The following is a 16234-nucleotide window of genomic DNA, read 5'->3' as shown; positions in this document are numbered from 1 at the left end:
GCGCAAAGCCTAACGTGAGGTCATGCACGCGCTGGGCAATGAGCACCTGAGCAAGGCGGAGTGGCGTGAGCGGCTCACCCGCGCACGGGCGGACCAGACAGCCGAATCGCACGCCCGGGAGGCTTCGGCGCTGGTCAGTGCGGTGTCGAAGGTCACAGTCGGGACGGTCTGCGCGTACCTCCCGTTCGGCACCGAGCCGGGCACGACGGCGCTCGTCGACGCGCTGGCCGCCGGGGGCGCGCGGGTGCTGCTGCCCGTGATCCTCCCGTCGCCGGGCCCGCTCGACTGGGCCGAGTACACCGGCGAGGCCGATCTCGTGCCCAGCCGGTTCCGCGGCATCCGCGAGCCCGGCGGGAAACGCCTGGGTACCGAGGCTGTGGGAGCAGCGGAGCTGATCTTGGTGCCCGCGCTGGCCGTGGACCGCCGGGGCGTCCGGCTCGGACGCGGCGCCGGCCACTACGATCGCTCGCTGGTGTTCGCCGCGGCCGACGCCACGCTGCTGGCCGTCGTCCGGGACGAAGAGCTGGTCGACCGGCTGCCCGGCGAGGCCCACGACGTGCGCATGAGCGGCGCCTTGACCCCCGGTCGAGGCGTGCTCGAGCTGCCGATGTGAGCAACCAGGAATTGCTTTCGGGGAATGTTATCGAGCACAATCGGGTTAGCACTCTGGTCGGATGAGTGCCAGCAAAGGAGCCGTCAGTGCCTACGTACCAGTACGCCTGCAAAGAATGCGACCACCGGTTCGAAGCCGTGCAGTCGTTCTCGGACCCCAGCCTGACCGTCTGCCCGCAGTGCTCCGGCGCGCTGCGCAAGGTCTTCAGCTCGGTCGGCGTGGTCTTCAAGGGCAGCGGGTTCTACCGCACCGACTCGCGTGACTCGAGCAAGTCGAGCACGACGTCGGCCCCGGCGAAGACCGAGACCAAGACGGAGACGAAGTCCGAGACGAGCTCGGCATCATCCTCCACGAGTACGACGAAAACGACCGCCGCGGCGTCCTGACGCGGGCGGTTGTCCACAGCACCCCGGTTGTCCACAGATGCCGGACGCGGCCCTTCCGGCGGCCCGTCCGGCTTCCCTAACGTCGATCTCGTGCGGCACACCGCCGCACCCGATCCGGCCGAGGGGGCCCCGTGGACGTCCTGTCGAAGCTCCACCCACCCGACTTCATCCGGCTGCCCGGCCGGCGGACGCGGCTGATCCGCCGCTGGCTCGCCGCCTGCCTGCTGCTGGCCGGTGCCCTGCTGGTCCTCTGCCCCGGCTCCGCGCGGGGCGCGCCGACGACTCCGACCGTCGTCGCGGCGCACGACCTTCCGTCCGGCGCGACTCTGCGCGCCGCCGACGTCCGGCTGGCCGATCTCCCCGACGAAACGCGCCCTCAGGGCGCGCTGAGCACCCTCGACGTCGTCGACGGGCGCCCGCTGGCGGGCGCCGTCCGCGCCGGTGAGCCACTGACCGACGTCCGGCTGGCCACGACCATCCCCGCGCCGGGTGATCCCGGGACGGCGACCGTGCCGGTCCGGCTGGCCGACGCGGCCGTCGCCGGGTTGCTGGCGCCGGGGCAGCGAGTCGACGTCGTGGCCGCGCCGGAACCGGACGCACCCGCGTCGGTCCTGGCCGGCGGGGCCACGGTCGTGACGATCGGGCACCAAGAACCATCCGGGGCGAAGGGGTCACTGGTGCTGCTCCGGCTCCCGGAAGCAACCGCGACGCGGGTGGCGGCGGTTTCACTGGAGCGTCCGGTAACGGTTACTCTCCGCTAGCCCGCGCCCGCCGAGACGGGCGACGGCGTCCCCATCCCGGCTCGTGAGGAGTGCAAGTGTTCAAAGGCTTCAAAGACTTCCTGATGCGCGGCAACGTCGTGGACCTCGCCGTCGCGGTGGTCATCGGCTCGGCGTTCACGGCGATCGTCACGGCGTTCACCAACGGCCTCATCAAACCGCTGATCAGCACGATCGGCGGCACGGACGCCGCGAAGGGCCTCGGCTACCAGATCTTCGCCAACAACGACGCGACGTTCCTGGACTTCGGTGGCGTGATCAACGCGGCGATCAACTTCGTGCTGGTCGCGGCGGTGGTCTACTTCGTGATCGTGCTGCCGGTGAAGCACCTGCAGGAGCGGCGCAAGCGCGGTCAGGAACCCGGCCCTTCCGAGCCGACGGACGTGGAACTGCTCATCGAGATCCGCGACCTGCTGCGGGCCCAGTCCCAGCGCGACAACAGCCGGGACTGAAGCCGTCAGCGATCGTGGTGCGGAGGCCGGTTCTCCCGGTACCAGTCGTCCGGGAGGCCGGTGCGCCGGTCCGGATCGCGCTCATCGGACGTGGTCTCGGGCAGGACGTCCCCGAAGATCTCATCGACCCGGCGGCGCTGGTCGCTGCTGGTCTTGGGATCACGTTCACGGCCAGGCATGCCCCCAGTGTCCCACGACGCGTTCCTTGACAACTCCAGAGAGCTGACCCGAGCGCATCGAGGCGGCGCAGGTGCTCAGCGGTCCGCCCGAGCCCTGCGACAGCGGCGATCTCCGCTCCGCCGGCCGGCGCCACCGAAACCGAGCCTGCGGACGCTCAGCCCGCCACCGATGCGGACATCGGGGTCACACCTCTTCGAGGCCGGAAAGCTCGTCGATCACGTGGGGCACGAGCGAGGTCAGCGTCGCCATCCCGTCGCGGACCGCGGACCGCGACCCGGCGAGGTTGACCACCAGGGTGCTCCCGGAGACACCCGCGAGCCCCCGCGAGATCCCCGCGTCGACGGCCCCGGCGGCCAGACCGGACGCCCGGATCGCCTCGCTGATGCCCGGGATCGGGCGGTCGAGCACACCGGCGGTGGCGTCGGGGGTGCGGTCACGCGGCAGCACGCCGGTGCCGCCCACGGTGATCACCAGGTCGGCACCGCCGATCACGGCCGTGTTGAGCGCGTTGCGGATACCCGCGGTCTCGGCCTCGACGACCACGACACCGTCGACGATGAAGCCCGCTTCTTCGAGCAGCTCCGTGACCAGCGGGCCAGTGGTGTCCTCGTGCTCGCCGTGCGCCACGCGATCGTCCACGATGACCACGAGGGCCCGGCCCAGCCGTTGTGCACTCCGTTCCATGGCGCCCACCGTAGTCGGTTTGGGCCACCCGCCGCCGGGAGGTGCCGGGTGAGTTCTGACGATTCGGTGACGCGACCACGCGGGGCCGGGCGGTCACCGGCCCGGGCCCCTAGCGTGACCGGTGTGCGCGTACTGGTCACCGGCGGAGCCGGGTTCATCGGGTCACACATCGCCGATCTGCTGGCCGACGGGGGTGACGAGGTCGTGGTGCTCGACAACCTGCTCCCCACGGCCCACGGCTCCCGCACCCCGCCGTCGTACACCGGGAGGCACCGCTTCCTGCGCGGTGACGTCACCGACACCGAGATCGTCGCGGAGTTGCTCGACAGCGTCGACGCGGTGTGCCACCAGGCGGCGGTGGTGGGGCACGGCATCGACCCGTCGGACGCGCCCTCGTACGCCCTGCACAACGACTACGGCACGGCGGTGCTGCTGGCCGGGATGCACGCGGCCGGGGTGCGGAAGCTGGTGCTGGCGTCGTCGATGGTCGTCTACGGCGAAGGCCGGTACGCGTGTCCCGAGCACGGCGTGGTGGCGCCGTCGCCGCGCCGGCAGTCCGATGTGGACGCCGGCCGGTTCGAGCCGCGGTGCCCGACCTGCGACACCGAGCTGAGCAGGCGGCTGGTGCCCGAAGACGCGCCCCTGAACCCGCGCAGCACGTACGCGGCGACGAAGCTGGCGCAGGAGCACCTGGCGGGCGCGTGGGCGCGGCAGACGGGCGGCAGCGTGTGGGCGATGCGGTACCACAACGTCTACGGCCCGCGGATGCCGCAGAACACCCCGTACGCCGGGGTGGCTTCGCTGTTCCGCTCGGCGCTGGTGCGCGGCGAGGCCCCGAAGGTCCTGGAGGACGGCCGCCAGCAACGCGACTTCGTGCACGTCCACGACGTCGCGAGGGCGAACGTCCTCGCGCTGCGCACGGAGGGTCCGGCCGGCGACATCATCCCGGTGAACGTCTGCTCCGGCACCCCGCACACGGTGGGCGAGCTGGCCGAAGAACTGGCCCGGGCCTGCGACGGCCCGGCACCCGAGGTGATCGGCGGCGCCCGCCCGGCGGACGTCCGCCACGTGGTGGCCGACCCGGCCCGCGCCCAGGAGCTGCTGGGCTTCACGGCGGAAATCGGCTTCGCCAAGGGCATGGCGGACTTCGCCACGGCGGAGCTGCGGGACCCGGTCTCGCCCTGACGGGAATGGTTCGACGTCGACCGAACTTGTTCCCGGCATGCAGATCACCGTGGGCGACTACACGATCGAAGCGCTGACCGACGGGCTCGTCCGGCTCTCGACCCCGTTCTTCCCCGGCCTGGACCCGGCCGAGCACGCCGAGGTGCTCGCCCCGGACGGCACGGTCCACGTACCGACGGGCGCGTTCCTGGTCCGCGGCCAGGGACGCACGGTTCTGGTCGACGCCGGGTTCGGTCCGCGCGAGATGGACTACCCCGACGGCATGGCCCCGGCGGACGCCGACCCGGCGGCGCCGATGGGTGAAGGCGGCGATCTCCTGGCCGCTTTGGCCGAGGCCGGTGTGCGGCCCGAGGACGTCGACACGGTCTTCGTCACGCACCTGCACGCCGATCACGTGGGCTGGCTGGCGCCGGAAGGCACTCCGGCGTTCGGCCGCGCGCGGATCGTCCACGGGGCCGCGGACTGGGAGCCGCTGGTCGGCAGCCTCGGCCACGACGACTGGAGCCGGGTCGGGCTCGAGGCCGTGCGCGCGGCCGGCAGCACCGAAGGGATCCACGGCGACGCGGTCGCGCTGGCGGCCGGCATCACCGCGCGGCACGCGCCGGGCCACACCCCCGGGCACTACGTACTGGACATCGTGGCGGACGACCAGCGCCTGATCCTGCTCGGCGACGTCATCCACACACCCGTGCAGCTGCGCGACGAGCGGGTCGGGTTCATCGGCGACTTCGCCCCGGAAGAGGCGGCCCGCACCCGGCAGCGCTGGCTGGACGAGGTCGAACGCACGAACGCGGTGATCGCGGCCGCCCACTTCCCCGGCATGGAGTTCCTGCGGCTGGGGCCGGGCCGGACGCCGCGGCCGGCCTAGGACATCGCCAGCGGCAGGCGGACCTCGAACCGGCACCCGGGCCCGTGGTTCTGGACCCCGATCTTCCCGCGGTGGGCCTCCACGAGCCCCTTGGCGATGGCCAGGCCGAGGCCGCCGCCGCTGGTCGTGCCCCCGCGCTCCGGCGTGCGGGCCTGCGTCCCGCGGAACGCGACGTCGAAGACGCGGTTGATCTCGTCGTCCGGGATGCCCCCGCACGAGTCGTCGACGGCGAGCAGCGCCTCGTCGCCGTCCACGCCGATCTGTACCGCCACCGTCCCGTCCGGCGGGGTGTGGCGGATCGCGTTGGACACCAGGTTCCGCACGATCCGGGCCAGTTCCGGGTCGCTCCCGGTCACGACCGGCCAGGTCGACGCGTTCGCGAGCACGCGCACCCGCTTCCGCTCGGCGACCGGGGCCTGGGCGGCGACGGCGTCGCTGACGACGTCCCGCAGCGGCACCGCGGACATGGTGAGCTCCAGGGCACCCGCGCTGATCCGCGAGAGCTCGAACAGGTCACCCACCATCGCGGAGAGCCGGGTGGTCTCGCCGCTGATCCGCTGGGCGTAGTCGGCGACCTCGTTCCGTTCGGACACGACGCCGTCGGCCAGCGCCTCGGCCATCGCCTGGATGCCGGCCAGCGGGCTGCGCAGGTCGTGGCTGATCCAGGCGACCAGCTCGCGCCGGGACGCCTCGGCCGCGCGCTCCCGGTCCCGCGCCTCGCGTTCCCACACGCTGCGGCGCGCGATGGCGCGGCCGAGGATGATCGCCGCCGGCACGGTGACCACCGCGACGAGCAGGCAGACCAGCAGCATCGTGGTCAGGGCCGGGGTGAACATGAACCCGCTGACGCCCAGGACGCCGACCAGCGTGGCGAGCACCGGGATCAGCACCAGCACCGTGAGCGTGGTGGCCAGCGAGCCCCGGCGCAGGGCGTACAGCACCGCGCCGCCCAGCGCCGCGACCGGCAGGGAAAACAGCAGTGCGAACGGCAGGATGTGCCAGAGGTGCGTCAGCATCTCCGGAAAGGACTCGCCGGAGCCGATCACGGTTGCTCCCGGTCGTAGCGGTAGCCGACGCCCCACACGGTCGCCACCCGGGTCGGCTTGGCCGGGTCGCGCTCGATCTTTTCACGCAACCGTCGCACGTGGACGGTCACAGTGGACTGGTCGCCGAAGTCCCAGCCCCACACCTTCTCGAGCAGGTCCGCGCGCGAGTAGGCGACGCCGGGGTGGGCGAGGAAGAACGCCAGCAGGTCGAACTCGCGGCTCGTGAGCGGGAGTTCGCGGCCGCCCAGGGTCGCGGTGCGCGCGGTCATCTGGAGCCGCAGGCCGCCGTCCACCAGCTCGGCGGCGGCCGGTTCCGGGCGCGGCATCCGCGCGCGGCGCAGCACCGAGGCGACGCGGAGGGCGAGTTCCTTGGGGCTGAAGGGTTTCGTCACGTAGTCGTCGGCACCGAGCTGGAGGCCGGCGATCCGGTTCTCCTCCTCGCCGAGGGCGGTGAGCATGACGATCGGCACCTGGCTGACCTGGCGCAGCCGTTTGCACACCTCGAGGCCGTTGATCCCCGGCATCATGACGTCGAGGACGACGAGGTCGGGCTCGTGGGCGGCGAACTTTGCCAGCCCTTCGGCACCGTCGCCGGCCATGTCGACGGTGAACCCGGCCACCTCGAGGTAACGGCGGACGACGTCACGGACGGTCTCGTCGTCGTCGACCACGAGCACCCGCCCGGCCTGATCGTTCATCACGTCTCCCTCACCAGCCGGTCAGCAGCAGGTGGTTGACCGCCAGTGCCGTGCCCGCCTGCGCGGCGAGCCACCACCGGCGCCCGGGCCGCGGCAGCAAGGCCGTCATCGGCAGCAACCACACCCCGAACGGTAGCCAGATCCGTTCGGTCTCGGCCTTCGACAGGCCCGAAACGTCGGCGAACACGATGGTGAGCAGGGCGGCGACGCCCAGGAGCAGCACCGGATCGGCGAACACGGCACGGCGTGGCCCGGGCAGGAAGGTCTGCGCGAGTCCCCGCCGGAGAGCGGCGATCACCGCGGGGCCGAGGGCGACGGCGACGGCCGCCAGATCCGCCCAGACCCAGTACGAATAGGGCCGGACCAGCGCGACGCCCTGGTAGTAGCGCTCGACGACCAGGTGGTAGCCGTCGAGCCACCAGAAGCCCGCCCAGGCGAAGACGCCGACGACGGCCAGCGCCGCGGCGATCGCCAGGGCGGCCGCCCGCCACTGCCGGCCGAGGACGGCCACGGCCACCGCCAGGAGGCCGAGCAGCACCAGGCCGTACGACAGGAAGATGCCGAAGCCGAGCAGAACACCGGCGGCCAACCCGGCCGGCACGGCGTACCGGCGGCCACCGGCGAACCCCCTCGCGGACAACGCGAGCAGGGCCAGCCCGGTGGCGGTCACCCCGGCGAACAGGCCGTCCGCGGACACGCCGATCCACACCGCCCCCGGCGTCAGGACGGCGAACGGCAGCACCGCGCGAGCGGCGTCGGGGCGGCCGAGCAGGGCGACCGTCGCGGGCACGGCCACCGCGACGAGGCTGCCCACGAGCACGACGGCCGTCGCGGCCCAGGCGCCGCCGTGCAGGCCGATCCGGTCCAGCCAGACGAAGACGAGCGTCGCGCCCGGCGGGTGCCCGGAGACGTGCGTCGTCCACGAATTCGGCTGGAAGTCGAGGATGCGGGAGGAGAACTCGCGCAGCATCCGCGGGATGTCGGTGATCCCGGGCACCTCGTGGAGGTACTCCTGCGGAATGGTCAGGTGCTGGGCGAACCCGCGCGTCCAGCCGTCGACCATGGCCAGGGAGAAGATCCAGCCCAGCGACGCGAGGTACCCGGCGACGAGCGCGCGGCGCCACGGCACGCGGGCGGCCAGTGCCGGGCCCTGGAGCACGACCACGGCGGCGATGAGCACGGCGAACGCGGAGCCCGGACCGACGTGCGGCAGCCAGTCGGCGAACAGCGGGGGCGAGTTGACGAAGATGACCACGCCCGAGCCCGGCCGGTTGTAGTACAGGCCGGCCGCGGTGGCCGCGGCGACGAGCACCGCGGCCACCGCGACGGCGAGGAGATCGGCTCGGGTGGCGCGGTGTCCGGACCGATCGGGTACCGGGCGTTCGGGTTCGCGGGCAGGCGGCTCGGCGAGCCGGGCTGCCGGATTCGACTCGCTCATCGCTGCCCACCCTAAGCCCGCGGACGAGGTCCGGCGGGCCGGGAACGGCAGCCGTAACGACCCGGTAAGAACTCCGCCGATGTCATGATTCGGTAAGCCCCGCAAGGGTTCTACACCGTCCAGCGTGGACTTACGGTCAAGCCCGTGACTGACTCAGGAGTGGACGTCGTCCTCCCTTGCCTCGACGAAGCGGGCGCCCTGCCCGGTGTGCTGGCCGGCTTGCCTCCGGGCTACCGCGCGATCGTGGTCGACAACGGTTCGGCCGACGGCTCGCCCGAAGTGGCGGCCTCGCTGGGCGCCAAGGTCGTCCACGAACCGCGCCGCGGCTACGGCGCGGCCGTGCACACCGGCCTCGAAGCCGCCACCGCCGACATCGTGTGCTTCGCCGACGCGGACGGGTCCCTGGACCTCGCCGACCTGCCGCGGCTGGTGACCGCGGTCGAGGACGGCGCCGACCTCGCCGTCGGGCGCCGGGTGCCGACGGGTCCCGGGGTGTGGCCGTGGCACGCGCGAGCGGGCAACGTCGTGCTGGCGATGCTGTTGCGCGGCCGCGGACTGCCGGTGCGCGACATCGCGCCCCTGCGCGCCGCGGACCGGCGGGCGCTGCTCGGGCTCGACGTCACCGACCGGGCGTTCGGCTACCCGCTGGAGCTGCTGCTCAAGGCCCAGCGCGCCGGGTGGCGGGTCCGCGAATTCGACGTCCGCTACGGCGAACGCGCCAAGGGGACGAAGTCGAAGGTGTCCGGCTCGGTCCGGGGCACGCTGCGCGCTGTCCGCGACTTCGGGCGGGTGCTGGCGCGATGACGGCCCGGTTCATCCTGCTGGTCGTGGCCAAGGCACCGGTGCCGGGGCTCGCCAAGACCCGGCTCTGCCCGCCGGCGACGCCGGCCCAGGCGGCGCAGATCGCCGCGGCCGCGCTGCTCGACACGCTCGACGCCGTCTGCGCCGTTCCCGGCGCCGCGCCCGTCGTCGCGATGACCGGCGACCTCGGCGCGGCCGCCCGGCCCGCCGAAATCGGCATGGCGCTGCGCCGCGTCACCACGATCCCCCAGCGTGGCTGGGACTTCGGGGCGCGGCTGGCGAACGCCCACGCGGACGCCGCCGCGGTGCACGCGGGCCTGCCGATCCTGCAGATCGGCATGGACACCCCGCAGGTCACCCCGGAGTCCCTCGCCGCGGCGGCCGCGCCCGTCCTGGACGGCGGGCACGACTCGGTGCTCGGCCCGGCCGCGGACGGCGGCTGGTGGGCGCTGGGGCTCGCCGAGCCGCGGTACGCGCAGGTCCTCGCGGGCGTCCCGATGTCCCGTGACGACACCGGCGAACGCACGCTGCGGGCGCTCACCGCGAGCGGGCTGCGGCCGCGACGGGCGGCCCTGCTGTCCGATGTGGACACCATGGCCGACGCCCGCGCGGTCGCGGCGGCGTGCCCGGACGGCCGGTTCGCCCGCGCCGTCGCGGCGGTCGGCGGACGGGCGGTCGCGTGATGACGGCCCCAGTGACCATCGGCAACGAGTTCGACCGCGGCCTGCTCGGCCACCGGTGCTGGCTCGAACTGGCCGACGGCGAGCGGATCGAGCTGCCGGTCGAACGCTGGACCGAGCCGTCCGAGGGCGACGACGTCCTGCTCGACGCCTGTTCCGGGCCGACCGTCGACATCGGCTGCGGTCCCGGCAGGCTCACCGCGGCACTGGCCGGCCGCGGGGTCGTCGCACTGGGCGTCGACAGCTCGCGCACGGCTGTCAGCCTGACCCGCCGTCGCGGCGGGATGGCGTTGCACCGCAACGTCTTCGACCCCCTGCCCGGCGAAGGCCGCTGGCGGCACGCCCTGCTCGCCGACGGCAACATCGGCATCGGCGGCGATCCGGCGGCCCTGTTGCGGCGCACGGCGCAGCTGATCGCCGCCGACGGCGACGTCCTCGTCGAGCTGGAGCAGCCCGGCCACGGCCTGCGGCTCGAGCGCGTCCGGCTGCGGCCGGGCCACCCGGACGTCGCGTGGTTCACCTGGGCGTGGGTCGGCGCGGACGCGATCGCCGAAGTCGCCCTGCGCGCCGGGCTGCGCGTCGACTGGACCACCCGGCACGGCCACCGCTGGTTCGCGCGATTGGAGCGATCGTGAAGCTGCCCGTCCCCCAGGAAGAACAGTTCAAGGCAGCCGCGCACGACGAGCGCGTGACCTCGAAGATCGGCCTGGCCCTGGCGGTCACGTTCACGACGTGCTTCGTGACGGGCCTGATCAGCCACCTGATCCAGCACCCGCCGTCGTGGTTCTTCTGGCCCAGCCGCCCGGTCGGGCTCTACCGCGTCACGCAGGGGCTGCACGTGATCTCCGGCGTGGCGTCGATCCCGTTGCTGCTGGCGAAACTGTGGAGCGTCTACCCGAAGCTGTTCGGCCGGCCGCTCGTCCGCTCGCTGCCGCACGCCCTGGAACGGCTGTCGATCCTGGTGCTGTCCGGGGCGGCGTTCTTCGAGCTGACGACCGGGCTGCTGAACGTCGCGCAGAACTACCCGTGGGGCTTCTACTTCCCGCAGGTCCACTACGCGGTCGCGTGGCTGGCGATCGGGTCGATCCTGGTGCACGTCGCGGTGAAGCTGCCGGTGATCCGCCGGGCGCTGAGCCGCACCACCACCGTCGTCGACGAGGAACCGCCCGCCGGCGGGTTGTCCCGGCGGGGCTTCCTGCTCACGACCGGGCTGGCGACGGGTGTCGCGGTCGTTGCGACTGCCGGTGCGACGGTCCCGTTCCTGCGCGGCGTTTCCGGCCTCGCCTGGAAGACGGGCAAGGGCACGCAGAACCTTCCGGTGAACCGCACGGCGGCGGCCGCGGGCGTCACGCAGGCCGCGCGGGCCGCGAGCTGGCGGCTGTCCGTGGTGACCCGGCGCGGCACGACGGCGTTCTCGCTCGACGAGCTGCGCGCGCTGCCGCAGACCACGGCGGAGCTGCCGATCGCGTGCGTGGAGGGCTGGAGCCAGTCGGCGACCTGGCGCGGGGTTTCCCTGCCGGCGCTGCTGAAGGCCGTCGGCGCGACGCCGGGGACGGCGGTGCGGGTGTCCTCTTTGGAGCGTTCCGGGCTCTACGGCGTCAGCGTGCTCCCCGGCGAGCACACGGCCGACGAGCTGACCCTGCTGGCCCTGGAGCTGAACGGCGAAGTCCTCGACATCGACCACGGCTTCCCGTGCCGGATCATCGCCCCGAACCGGCCCGGCGTGCTGCAGACGAAGTGGGTCACGAAGCTGGAGGCACTGTGAAGACCGCGCGCGCTCTGCTTGCCCTGCCGGGCCTCGCGGCGCTGGCGTGGGGCGTGGTGCTGTTCGCCGAGTACGCGCTGCCGCTGCGCCCGGACGTCTTCGGGACGGTCGGCTGGATCGTCGGCGGCCCGCTCCTCAACGACGGCGTCGTCGCCCCGCTGACGGCGCTGCTCGGCGTCGTCCTGGCCCGCTTCCTGCCGCGCCCGTGGAAGACCCCGGTCGTCGCCGGCACGGTCACCACCGGCGTGCTGCTGATCCTGGCGTTCCCGCTGCTCTGGCGCCCGTACGGCACCCCGCCGATGCCCGGCCTCCACGACGGCAACCCGGCCCTGGGCCTGGCCCTGACGCTGGCCGCGGTCTGGCTCGCGGTGATCGTCTTCGCCCTGTCCCACCGTGTCGTCCGCCCCATCACACGTGATGCCCCTCCAATCACGGGTGCTGCCCGCCCAGTCACGAGTGATGCCCGCCCGATCACGCGTGAGATCCCGCCAGACACACGAACCGACCCACCCGGCACGCGGGCCGACCTTCCGGGTACGCCAGCCGACCCTCCCGGCACACCAGCCGACCGTCCCGGCACCTGACCCCGCCACAAATGCGGCCACGCGCGACCGGCATCGAGTGCCTGGTCGCGCGTGGCCTTGTGGGTCCGGCCCCGGTTACGGGGGTCGAGCCGAAGTTGGTCTCGGCCGCGCCGAGGCGGCCGAGCGTCTGGAACCGATCAGTTGGGCTGGACGGGCTTGCCGCCGAGCGTCACCTCGACCGTGCGGCCGTCGGAGAGCGTGAACGTCGCCTTCTCGTCCGGGGCGCGGGTGCGGATCGCCGCGACCAGCGTGTCGGCCGAGTCGATCGGGCGGTCGTCGATCTTCGTGACGATGTCGCCCGCCTTGAGGCCGGCCTTCTCCGCCGGGCTGCCGCCGTCGATGGCGCCGAGCTGGGCGCCGCCCTGCGGGGCGTCCTTCACCTGCGCGCCGATGTAGGTCTGCACGGCCTGGCCGGTCTTGATGATCGTGTCCGCGGTGCGGCGGGCCTGGTCGATCGGGATGGCGAAGCCGATGCCGACGTTGCCGCCCTCGGAGGCGCCCTGCCCCTGGCCGCCGGACGCCGACTGCGGGCTGTAGATCGCCGAGTTGATGCCGATGACCTGGCCGGCCATGTTCGCCAGCGGACCACCCGAGTTGCCCGGGTTGATCGCGGCGTCGGTCTGGACGGCGTCCATCACCGTGGTCTGGTCGCCGCTGCTGCCGCCCGCGCGCACCGGCCGGTGCAGCGAGCTGACGATGCCGGAGGTGACCGTGCCGGCCAGCTCGAACGGCGAGCCGATGGCGACCACCGACTGGCCGACGCGCAGGTCGTCGGACCGGCCGATCTCGACCGGGGTCAGGTTGCTGACGCCGTCGACCTTGACCACCGCGATGTCGGTCGTCGGGTCGCGGCCGACGACCTTGGCGGCTGCCTTCTTGCCGTCCTGGAACACGGCCTGGATCTGGCCGCCGTTCGCGGCGACCTCGACGACGTGGTTGTTCGTCAGGATGTAGCCGTCGGTGCTGATCACGAACCCGGAGCCCTCGCCGGCCCCCTGCTGCCCGCTGACCTGCAGCTCGACGACGCTCGGCGACAGCTTCTGCGCGACGGCTTCGACCGAGCCGGCGGGCGCGTTGCCGGTCTGCTGGGCCGGCTTCGGCGCGTCGAGGGCGTTGCTGACCGGGCCGGACGCCCCGCCGGTGAGGTACCCGACCGTCCCGCCCGCGATGCCGCCGACCAGCAGCGCGACCAGCGCGACGCCGGCGAGCAGCTTCCCGCCGGACCGCTTCGGCTGCGGGGCGGGCGCGTTGTAGACGCCCGTGCCGGGCGGCCCGTACGAGTTCGGCGGCGGGTAGACGCTCTGCTGGGTCTGGCCGGAGGGCACCTGCGCACCCGGTGCTGACCAGGGGTTCGTGTGCTGCTGCGTCCCGTACGACGGATCGGCCCCGGTCACCGCGTGGTAGGACGGCGCCGGGTACTGCGGCGAGCCGCCGGACTCGGGCGCGGCCTGCTCGCCGTACGGAGTACCCGCCCAACCACCCTGAGCGGCCTCGTGGCCGGGCTGGACGTCCGCGGGGTGCCGGGGCGCCGCGGGGTCGTGCGCGCTGGGGTCGTTCTCGGTCATGTCCTCACCTTGCGCGATGGTCCTGAGAGGTTCCTGAGCCGAACCTGTGCATCGGAGATGAGTATGGCCTTCTCAGCCCGCCGCGCGGAGCCGTTCCGCGATCTGCTCCGGAGTCGCGTCGTTGATCCACACCGCCATGCCCGATTCGGACCCCGCCAGGTACTTCAGCTTGTCCTTCGCGCGCAGCACGGAGAACAGTTCCAGGTGGAGCCAGCCGAGGTCGCGGTCGCGGTGCACCGGCGCCTGGTGCCACGCCGCGATGTACGGCAGCGGCCGGTCGTACAGCGCGTCGCAGCGGCGCAGCACGTCCAGGTAGACGTCGGCGAAGTCGTCGCGCTCGGCGTCGGTCAGCGCCGGGATGTCCGGGACCTGCCGGTGCGGCACGATCTGCACTTGGACCGGCCAGCGCGCCGCGGGCGGCACGTACGCCGTCCAGTGCTCGCCGGACGTCACCACGCGGGCGCCGGACTTGAGTTCGGCCGCGAGCACGTCGCCGAGCACCGGCCGGCCGTGTTCGGCCTGGTAGGCGCGGGCGACTTCGAGCATCCGCTCGGTCTTCGGCGTGACGAACGGGTAGCCGTAGATCTGCCCGTGCGGGTGCGACAGCGTGACGCCGATCTCCTCGCCGCGGTTCTCGAACGGGAAGACCTGCTCGACGCCGGGCACCGCGGAGAGGCCGGCCGTGCGGTCCGCCCACGCGTCCACCACGGCCCGCACCTGCTTCGCGCTCAGCCGGGCGAAGGCGCCGTCGTGGTCGCTGGTGAAGCAGACGACCTCGCAGCGGCCGCGCCCGGGCCGCACCGGCACCAGGCCGAGACCATCCACAGTGGACGGCTCGCCGACGACGTCCTCGGCGAAGGACGGGAAGCGGTTCTCGAAGACGACGACGTCGTAGTCGCTTTCGGGGATTTCGCTGGGTTTGCCGGGTTTGCTCGGGCACAGCGGACAGAGGTCCGCCGGCGGCTTGTAGGTCCGCGTCTGCCGGTGGGCGGCCATCGCCACCCATTCCCCGGTCAGCGGGTCCAGCCGGATCTCCGACGCGGCCGAAACCGGCGGCAGGTCGCGGGTGTCCTCGGCGACGCGGTCCGGCGCGCCGGGCTGGTCGAAGTAGATGATCTCCCGGCCGTCGGCCAGGTGTCGTACAGTGCGCTTCACGCTTCTTCGGCCTCGACCGTCTCCGCCGTTTCGGCGATCATGAGTTCCCCTGCCCGTTCGGCAAGTATTTCCTTGGCCTCGCCCGAAAGCCCGTCGTCGGTGACGACGACGTCGGCCTCGTCCAGGTCGGCGATCGTGGAGATCCCGACCGTGCCCCACTTGGTGTGGTCGGCGAGCACGACGAGCTTGCGCCCGGCCTCGACCAGCGCGCGGTCCGTTTCGCTCTCGGTGAGGTTCGGCGTCGTGAACCCCGGCCCGTCGGCCATCCCGTGCACGCCGAGGAAGACGACGTCGAGGTGCAGCGACCGCAGGCTGTGCACGGCGACCGGCCCCACCAACGCGTCCGACGGCGTCCGCACGCCGCCGGTGAGCACGACCGTGCGATCCGGCTGCGTCGACGCGCGGAGCACGTCCGCGACCTGGATCGAGTTGGTCACGATGGTGAGCCCGGGGATGGCGTCGAGCGCCCGCGCCAGCGTCCACGTGGTGGTGCCGGCGGAGATGCCGATCGCGGTGCCGGGCCGGACCAGCGTCGCGGCGAGTTCGGCGATGGCTTCCTTCTGCGCGCGCTGGCGCACGGACTTGGCCTCGAAGCCGGGCTCGTCGGTGCTCTTGCCGACGACGGAGGTGGCGCCGCCGTACACCTTCTCGACGAGTCCTCGCCCGGCCAGCACGTCCAGGTCGCGGCGGACCGTCATGTCGGACACGCCCAGCCTGGTCACGAGGTCACTGACCCGGACCGCACCGGTCCGGCGTGCCTCTTCCAGGATCACCGCCTGTCGCTGACGCGCCAGCACCGTTCAACTCCGTCCCCGTCGAGCCCAACCACACAAAATCCTACACGATTCAACACAGGATCCGCAGGCTCGGCGGGGGTGAACTTCGAAGTACCAGGTCACAGCGCGATCGGCAGAACCACGCCCCAGGCGAACAACACCACCACGGGCGAGGCCAGCGCAACCCGCCACGCGCGCGGCATCCCGTCGGCGGTCACGAGCGCCGCGAGCGCATAGCAGCCGGCGACAGCCACGCAGACCACCGGGAAAGGGCACGTCACCAGGTCGAGCACGGTGGTGACCAGCGAGAGCAGGGCGAGCGGCCCGATCAGCGCGACGGGCCAGGCCGGCCGGACGCGGGCCAGCGCCATCAGCGCATACGCGAGCAGCGCGGCACCGACCACCACCAGCGGTACGACGAGCAGCGCGACGAGAAAGCACGCCGCGCCGGTGCACGTGTCCCGGTACGGGAACACCCGCAAGGCGAACGTCGCGAGCAGCCCGCTCGCCGCCGCGACCAGGCAACGGCAGACCAGCTCGCGGCGAACCATCCGCCGATCCTGGCCGATTCCGCCGTCG

The 16234-nt window shown here is 72.9% G+C and carries 20 protein-coding genes; 11 read left to right on the top strand and 9 right to left on the bottom strand.

The annotated features are described in order from the left end of the window. The first annotated feature begins 22 nt into the window (after positions 1-22). The 4 genes from ACH54P_RS34910 to mscL all read left to right on the top strand — a co-directional run bounded on the left by ACH54P_RS34910 (position 23) and on the right by mscL (position 2230). A complete protein-coding gene (locus ACH54P_RS34910) occupies positions 23-613 on the top strand; it encodes a 5-formyltetrahydrofolate cyclo-ligase (protein ID WP_489907553.1) in 591 nt (196 codons plus the stop codon). Between the two features lie 86 nt (positions 614-699). Further along, entirely contained in the window at positions 700-999 is a 300-nt protein-coding gene (locus ACH54P_RS34905; RefSeq protein WP_489907552.1) for an FmdB family zinc ribbon protein, read from the top strand. A 131-nt stretch (positions 1000-1130) separates the two neighbouring features. Then, the gene (locus tag ACH54P_RS34900; protein WP_489907551.1) at positions 1131-1760 is read left to right on the top strand and encodes an SAF domain-containing protein; all 630 of its coding nucleotides are present in this window, start codon (positions 1131-1133) and stop codon (positions 1758-1760) included. 56 nt (positions 1761-1816) lie between these two features. After that, positions 1817-2230 (top strand): large-conductance mechanosensitive channel protein MscL, encoded by a 414-nt coding sequence (gene mscL / locus ACH54P_RS34895; RefSeq protein ID WP_489907550.1) that lies wholly within the window; start codon positions 1817-1819, stop codon positions 2228-2230. 5 nt (positions 2231-2235) lie between these two features. Here the strand turns inward: mscL and ACH54P_RS34890 are convergent, their stop codons facing one another. Further along, positions 2236-2409, bottom strand: a complete 174-nt coding sequence (locus ACH54P_RS34890) for a hypothetical protein (protein ID WP_489907549.1) — start codon at positions 2407-2409, stop codon at positions 2236-2238. Between the two features lie 184 nt (positions 2410-2593). Next, entirely contained in the window at positions 2594-3094 is a 501-nt protein-coding gene (locus ACH54P_RS34885; protein WP_013230045.1) for a MogA/MoaB family molybdenum cofactor biosynthesis protein, read from the bottom strand. A gap of 123 nt (positions 3095-3217) precedes the next feature. Here ACH54P_RS34885 and ACH54P_RS34880 point away from each other — a divergent pair, with 123 nt between their 5' ends. Both ACH54P_RS34880 and ACH54P_RS34875 read left to right on the top strand, forming a co-directional pair. After that, entirely contained in the window at positions 3218-4279 is a 1062-nt protein-coding gene (locus ACH54P_RS34880; protein ID WP_489907548.1) for an NAD-dependent epimerase/dehydratase family protein, read from the top strand. A 37-nt stretch (positions 4280-4316) separates the two neighbouring features. Further along, positions 4317-5147, top strand: coding sequence for an MBL fold metallo-hydrolase (locus tag ACH54P_RS34875; RefSeq protein ID WP_489907547.1), 831 nt, complete (start codon positions 4317-4319; stop codon positions 5145-5147). Here ACH54P_RS34875 and ACH54P_RS34870 read toward each other — a convergent pair. From ACH54P_RS34870 to ACH54P_RS34860, 3 genes are read right to left on the bottom strand one after another with little or no spacing between them, the layout of a single operon-like run. Continuing rightward, positions 5144-6193 carry a sensor histidine kinase gene (locus ACH54P_RS34870; RefSeq protein ID WP_489907546.1) on the bottom strand — a complete coding sequence of 350 codons (1050 nt, stop codon included), beginning with the start codon at positions 6191-6193 and terminating at the stop codon, positions 5144-5146. The two genes, ACH54P_RS34875 and ACH54P_RS34870, sit on opposite strands and share 4 nt — an antisense overlap. Further along, complete coding sequence (locus ACH54P_RS34865) at positions 6190-6891, bottom strand: response regulator transcription factor (RefSeq protein WP_489907545.1); 702 nt, start codon at positions 6889-6891, stop codon at positions 6190-6192. The genes ACH54P_RS34870 and ACH54P_RS34865 overlap by 4 nt, the downstream gene beginning before the upstream one ends. 10 nt (positions 6892-6901) lie before the next feature. Next, positions 6902-8329 carry a hypothetical protein gene (locus ACH54P_RS34860; RefSeq protein WP_489907544.1) on the bottom strand — a complete coding sequence of 476 codons (1428 nt, stop codon included), beginning with the start codon at positions 8327-8329 and terminating at the stop codon, positions 6902-6904. Positions 8330-8488: 159 nt separating this feature from the next. Here ACH54P_RS34860 and ACH54P_RS34855 point away from each other — a divergent pair, with 159 nt between their 5' ends. The 5 genes from ACH54P_RS34855 to ACH54P_RS34835 are packed head-to-tail and all read left to right on the top strand — an operon-like array spanning position 8489 to position 12159. Continuing rightward, complete coding sequence (locus tag ACH54P_RS34855) at positions 8489-9133, top strand: glycosyltransferase family 2 protein (protein WP_489916807.1); 645 nt, start codon at positions 8489-8491, stop codon at positions 9131-9133. Continuing rightward, a complete protein-coding gene (locus ACH54P_RS34850) occupies positions 9130-9813 on the top strand; it encodes a TIGR04282 family arsenosugar biosynthesis glycosyltransferase (RefSeq protein WP_489907543.1) in 684 nt (227 codons plus the stop codon). Before ACH54P_RS34855 ends, ACH54P_RS34850 begins: the two co-directional genes overlap by 4 nt. Next, positions 9813-10445: a class I SAM-dependent methyltransferase gene (locus ACH54P_RS34845; protein WP_489907542.1), complete on the top strand. Its 633-nt coding sequence runs from the start codon at positions 9813-9815 to the stop codon at positions 10443-10445. Before ACH54P_RS34850 ends, ACH54P_RS34845 begins: the two co-directional genes overlap by 1 nt. Then, positions 10442-11575, top strand: a complete 1134-nt coding sequence (locus ACH54P_RS34840) for a molybdopterin-dependent oxidoreductase (RefSeq protein ID WP_489907541.1) — start codon at positions 10442-10444, stop codon at positions 11573-11575. Before ACH54P_RS34845 ends, ACH54P_RS34840 begins: the two co-directional genes overlap by 4 nt. Then, on the top strand, positions 11572-12159 hold the full coding sequence (locus ACH54P_RS34835) for a hypothetical protein (RefSeq protein ID WP_489907540.1): 588 nt from the start codon (positions 11572-11574) through the stop codon (positions 12157-12159). The genes ACH54P_RS34840 and ACH54P_RS34835 overlap by 4 nt, the downstream gene beginning before the upstream one ends. 137 nt (positions 12160-12296) lie before the next feature. Here the strand turns inward: ACH54P_RS34835 and ACH54P_RS34830 are convergent, their stop codons facing one another. The 4 genes from ACH54P_RS34830 to ACH54P_RS34815 all read right to left on the bottom strand — a co-directional run bounded on the left by ACH54P_RS34830 (position 12297) and on the right by ACH54P_RS34815 (position 16206). Beyond that, a complete protein-coding gene (locus tag ACH54P_RS34830; RefSeq protein ID WP_489907539.1) occupies positions 12297-13724 on the bottom strand; it encodes a S1C family serine protease in 1428 nt (475 codons plus the stop codon). 72 nt (positions 13725-13796) lie between these two features. Then, positions 13797-14879 carry a galactose-1-phosphate uridylyltransferase gene (galT, locus tag ACH54P_RS34825; protein ID WP_489907538.1) on the bottom strand — a complete coding sequence of 361 codons (1083 nt, stop codon included), beginning with the start codon at positions 14877-14879 and terminating at the stop codon, positions 13797-13799. Then, complete coding sequence (locus tag ACH54P_RS34820) at positions 14876-15676, bottom strand: DeoR/GlpR family DNA-binding transcription regulator (protein ID WP_489907537.1); 801 nt, start codon at positions 15674-15676, stop codon at positions 14876-14878. Before ACH54P_RS34820 ends, galT begins: the two co-directional genes overlap by 4 nt. A 98-nt stretch (positions 15677-15774) precedes the next feature. After that, on the bottom strand, positions 15775-16206 hold the full coding sequence (locus ACH54P_RS34815) for a hypothetical protein (RefSeq protein ID WP_489907536.1): 432 nt from the start codon (positions 16204-16206) through the stop codon (positions 15775-15777). Between the last annotated feature and the right edge of the window lie 28 nt (positions 16207-16234).

The sequence above is a fragment of the Amycolatopsis sp. N2S4-7 genome, from assembly GCF_058119595.1.
The sequence above is the reverse complement of the archived record's forward strand: the minus strand, read 5'-3'. Positions and strand labels throughout refer to the sequence as shown.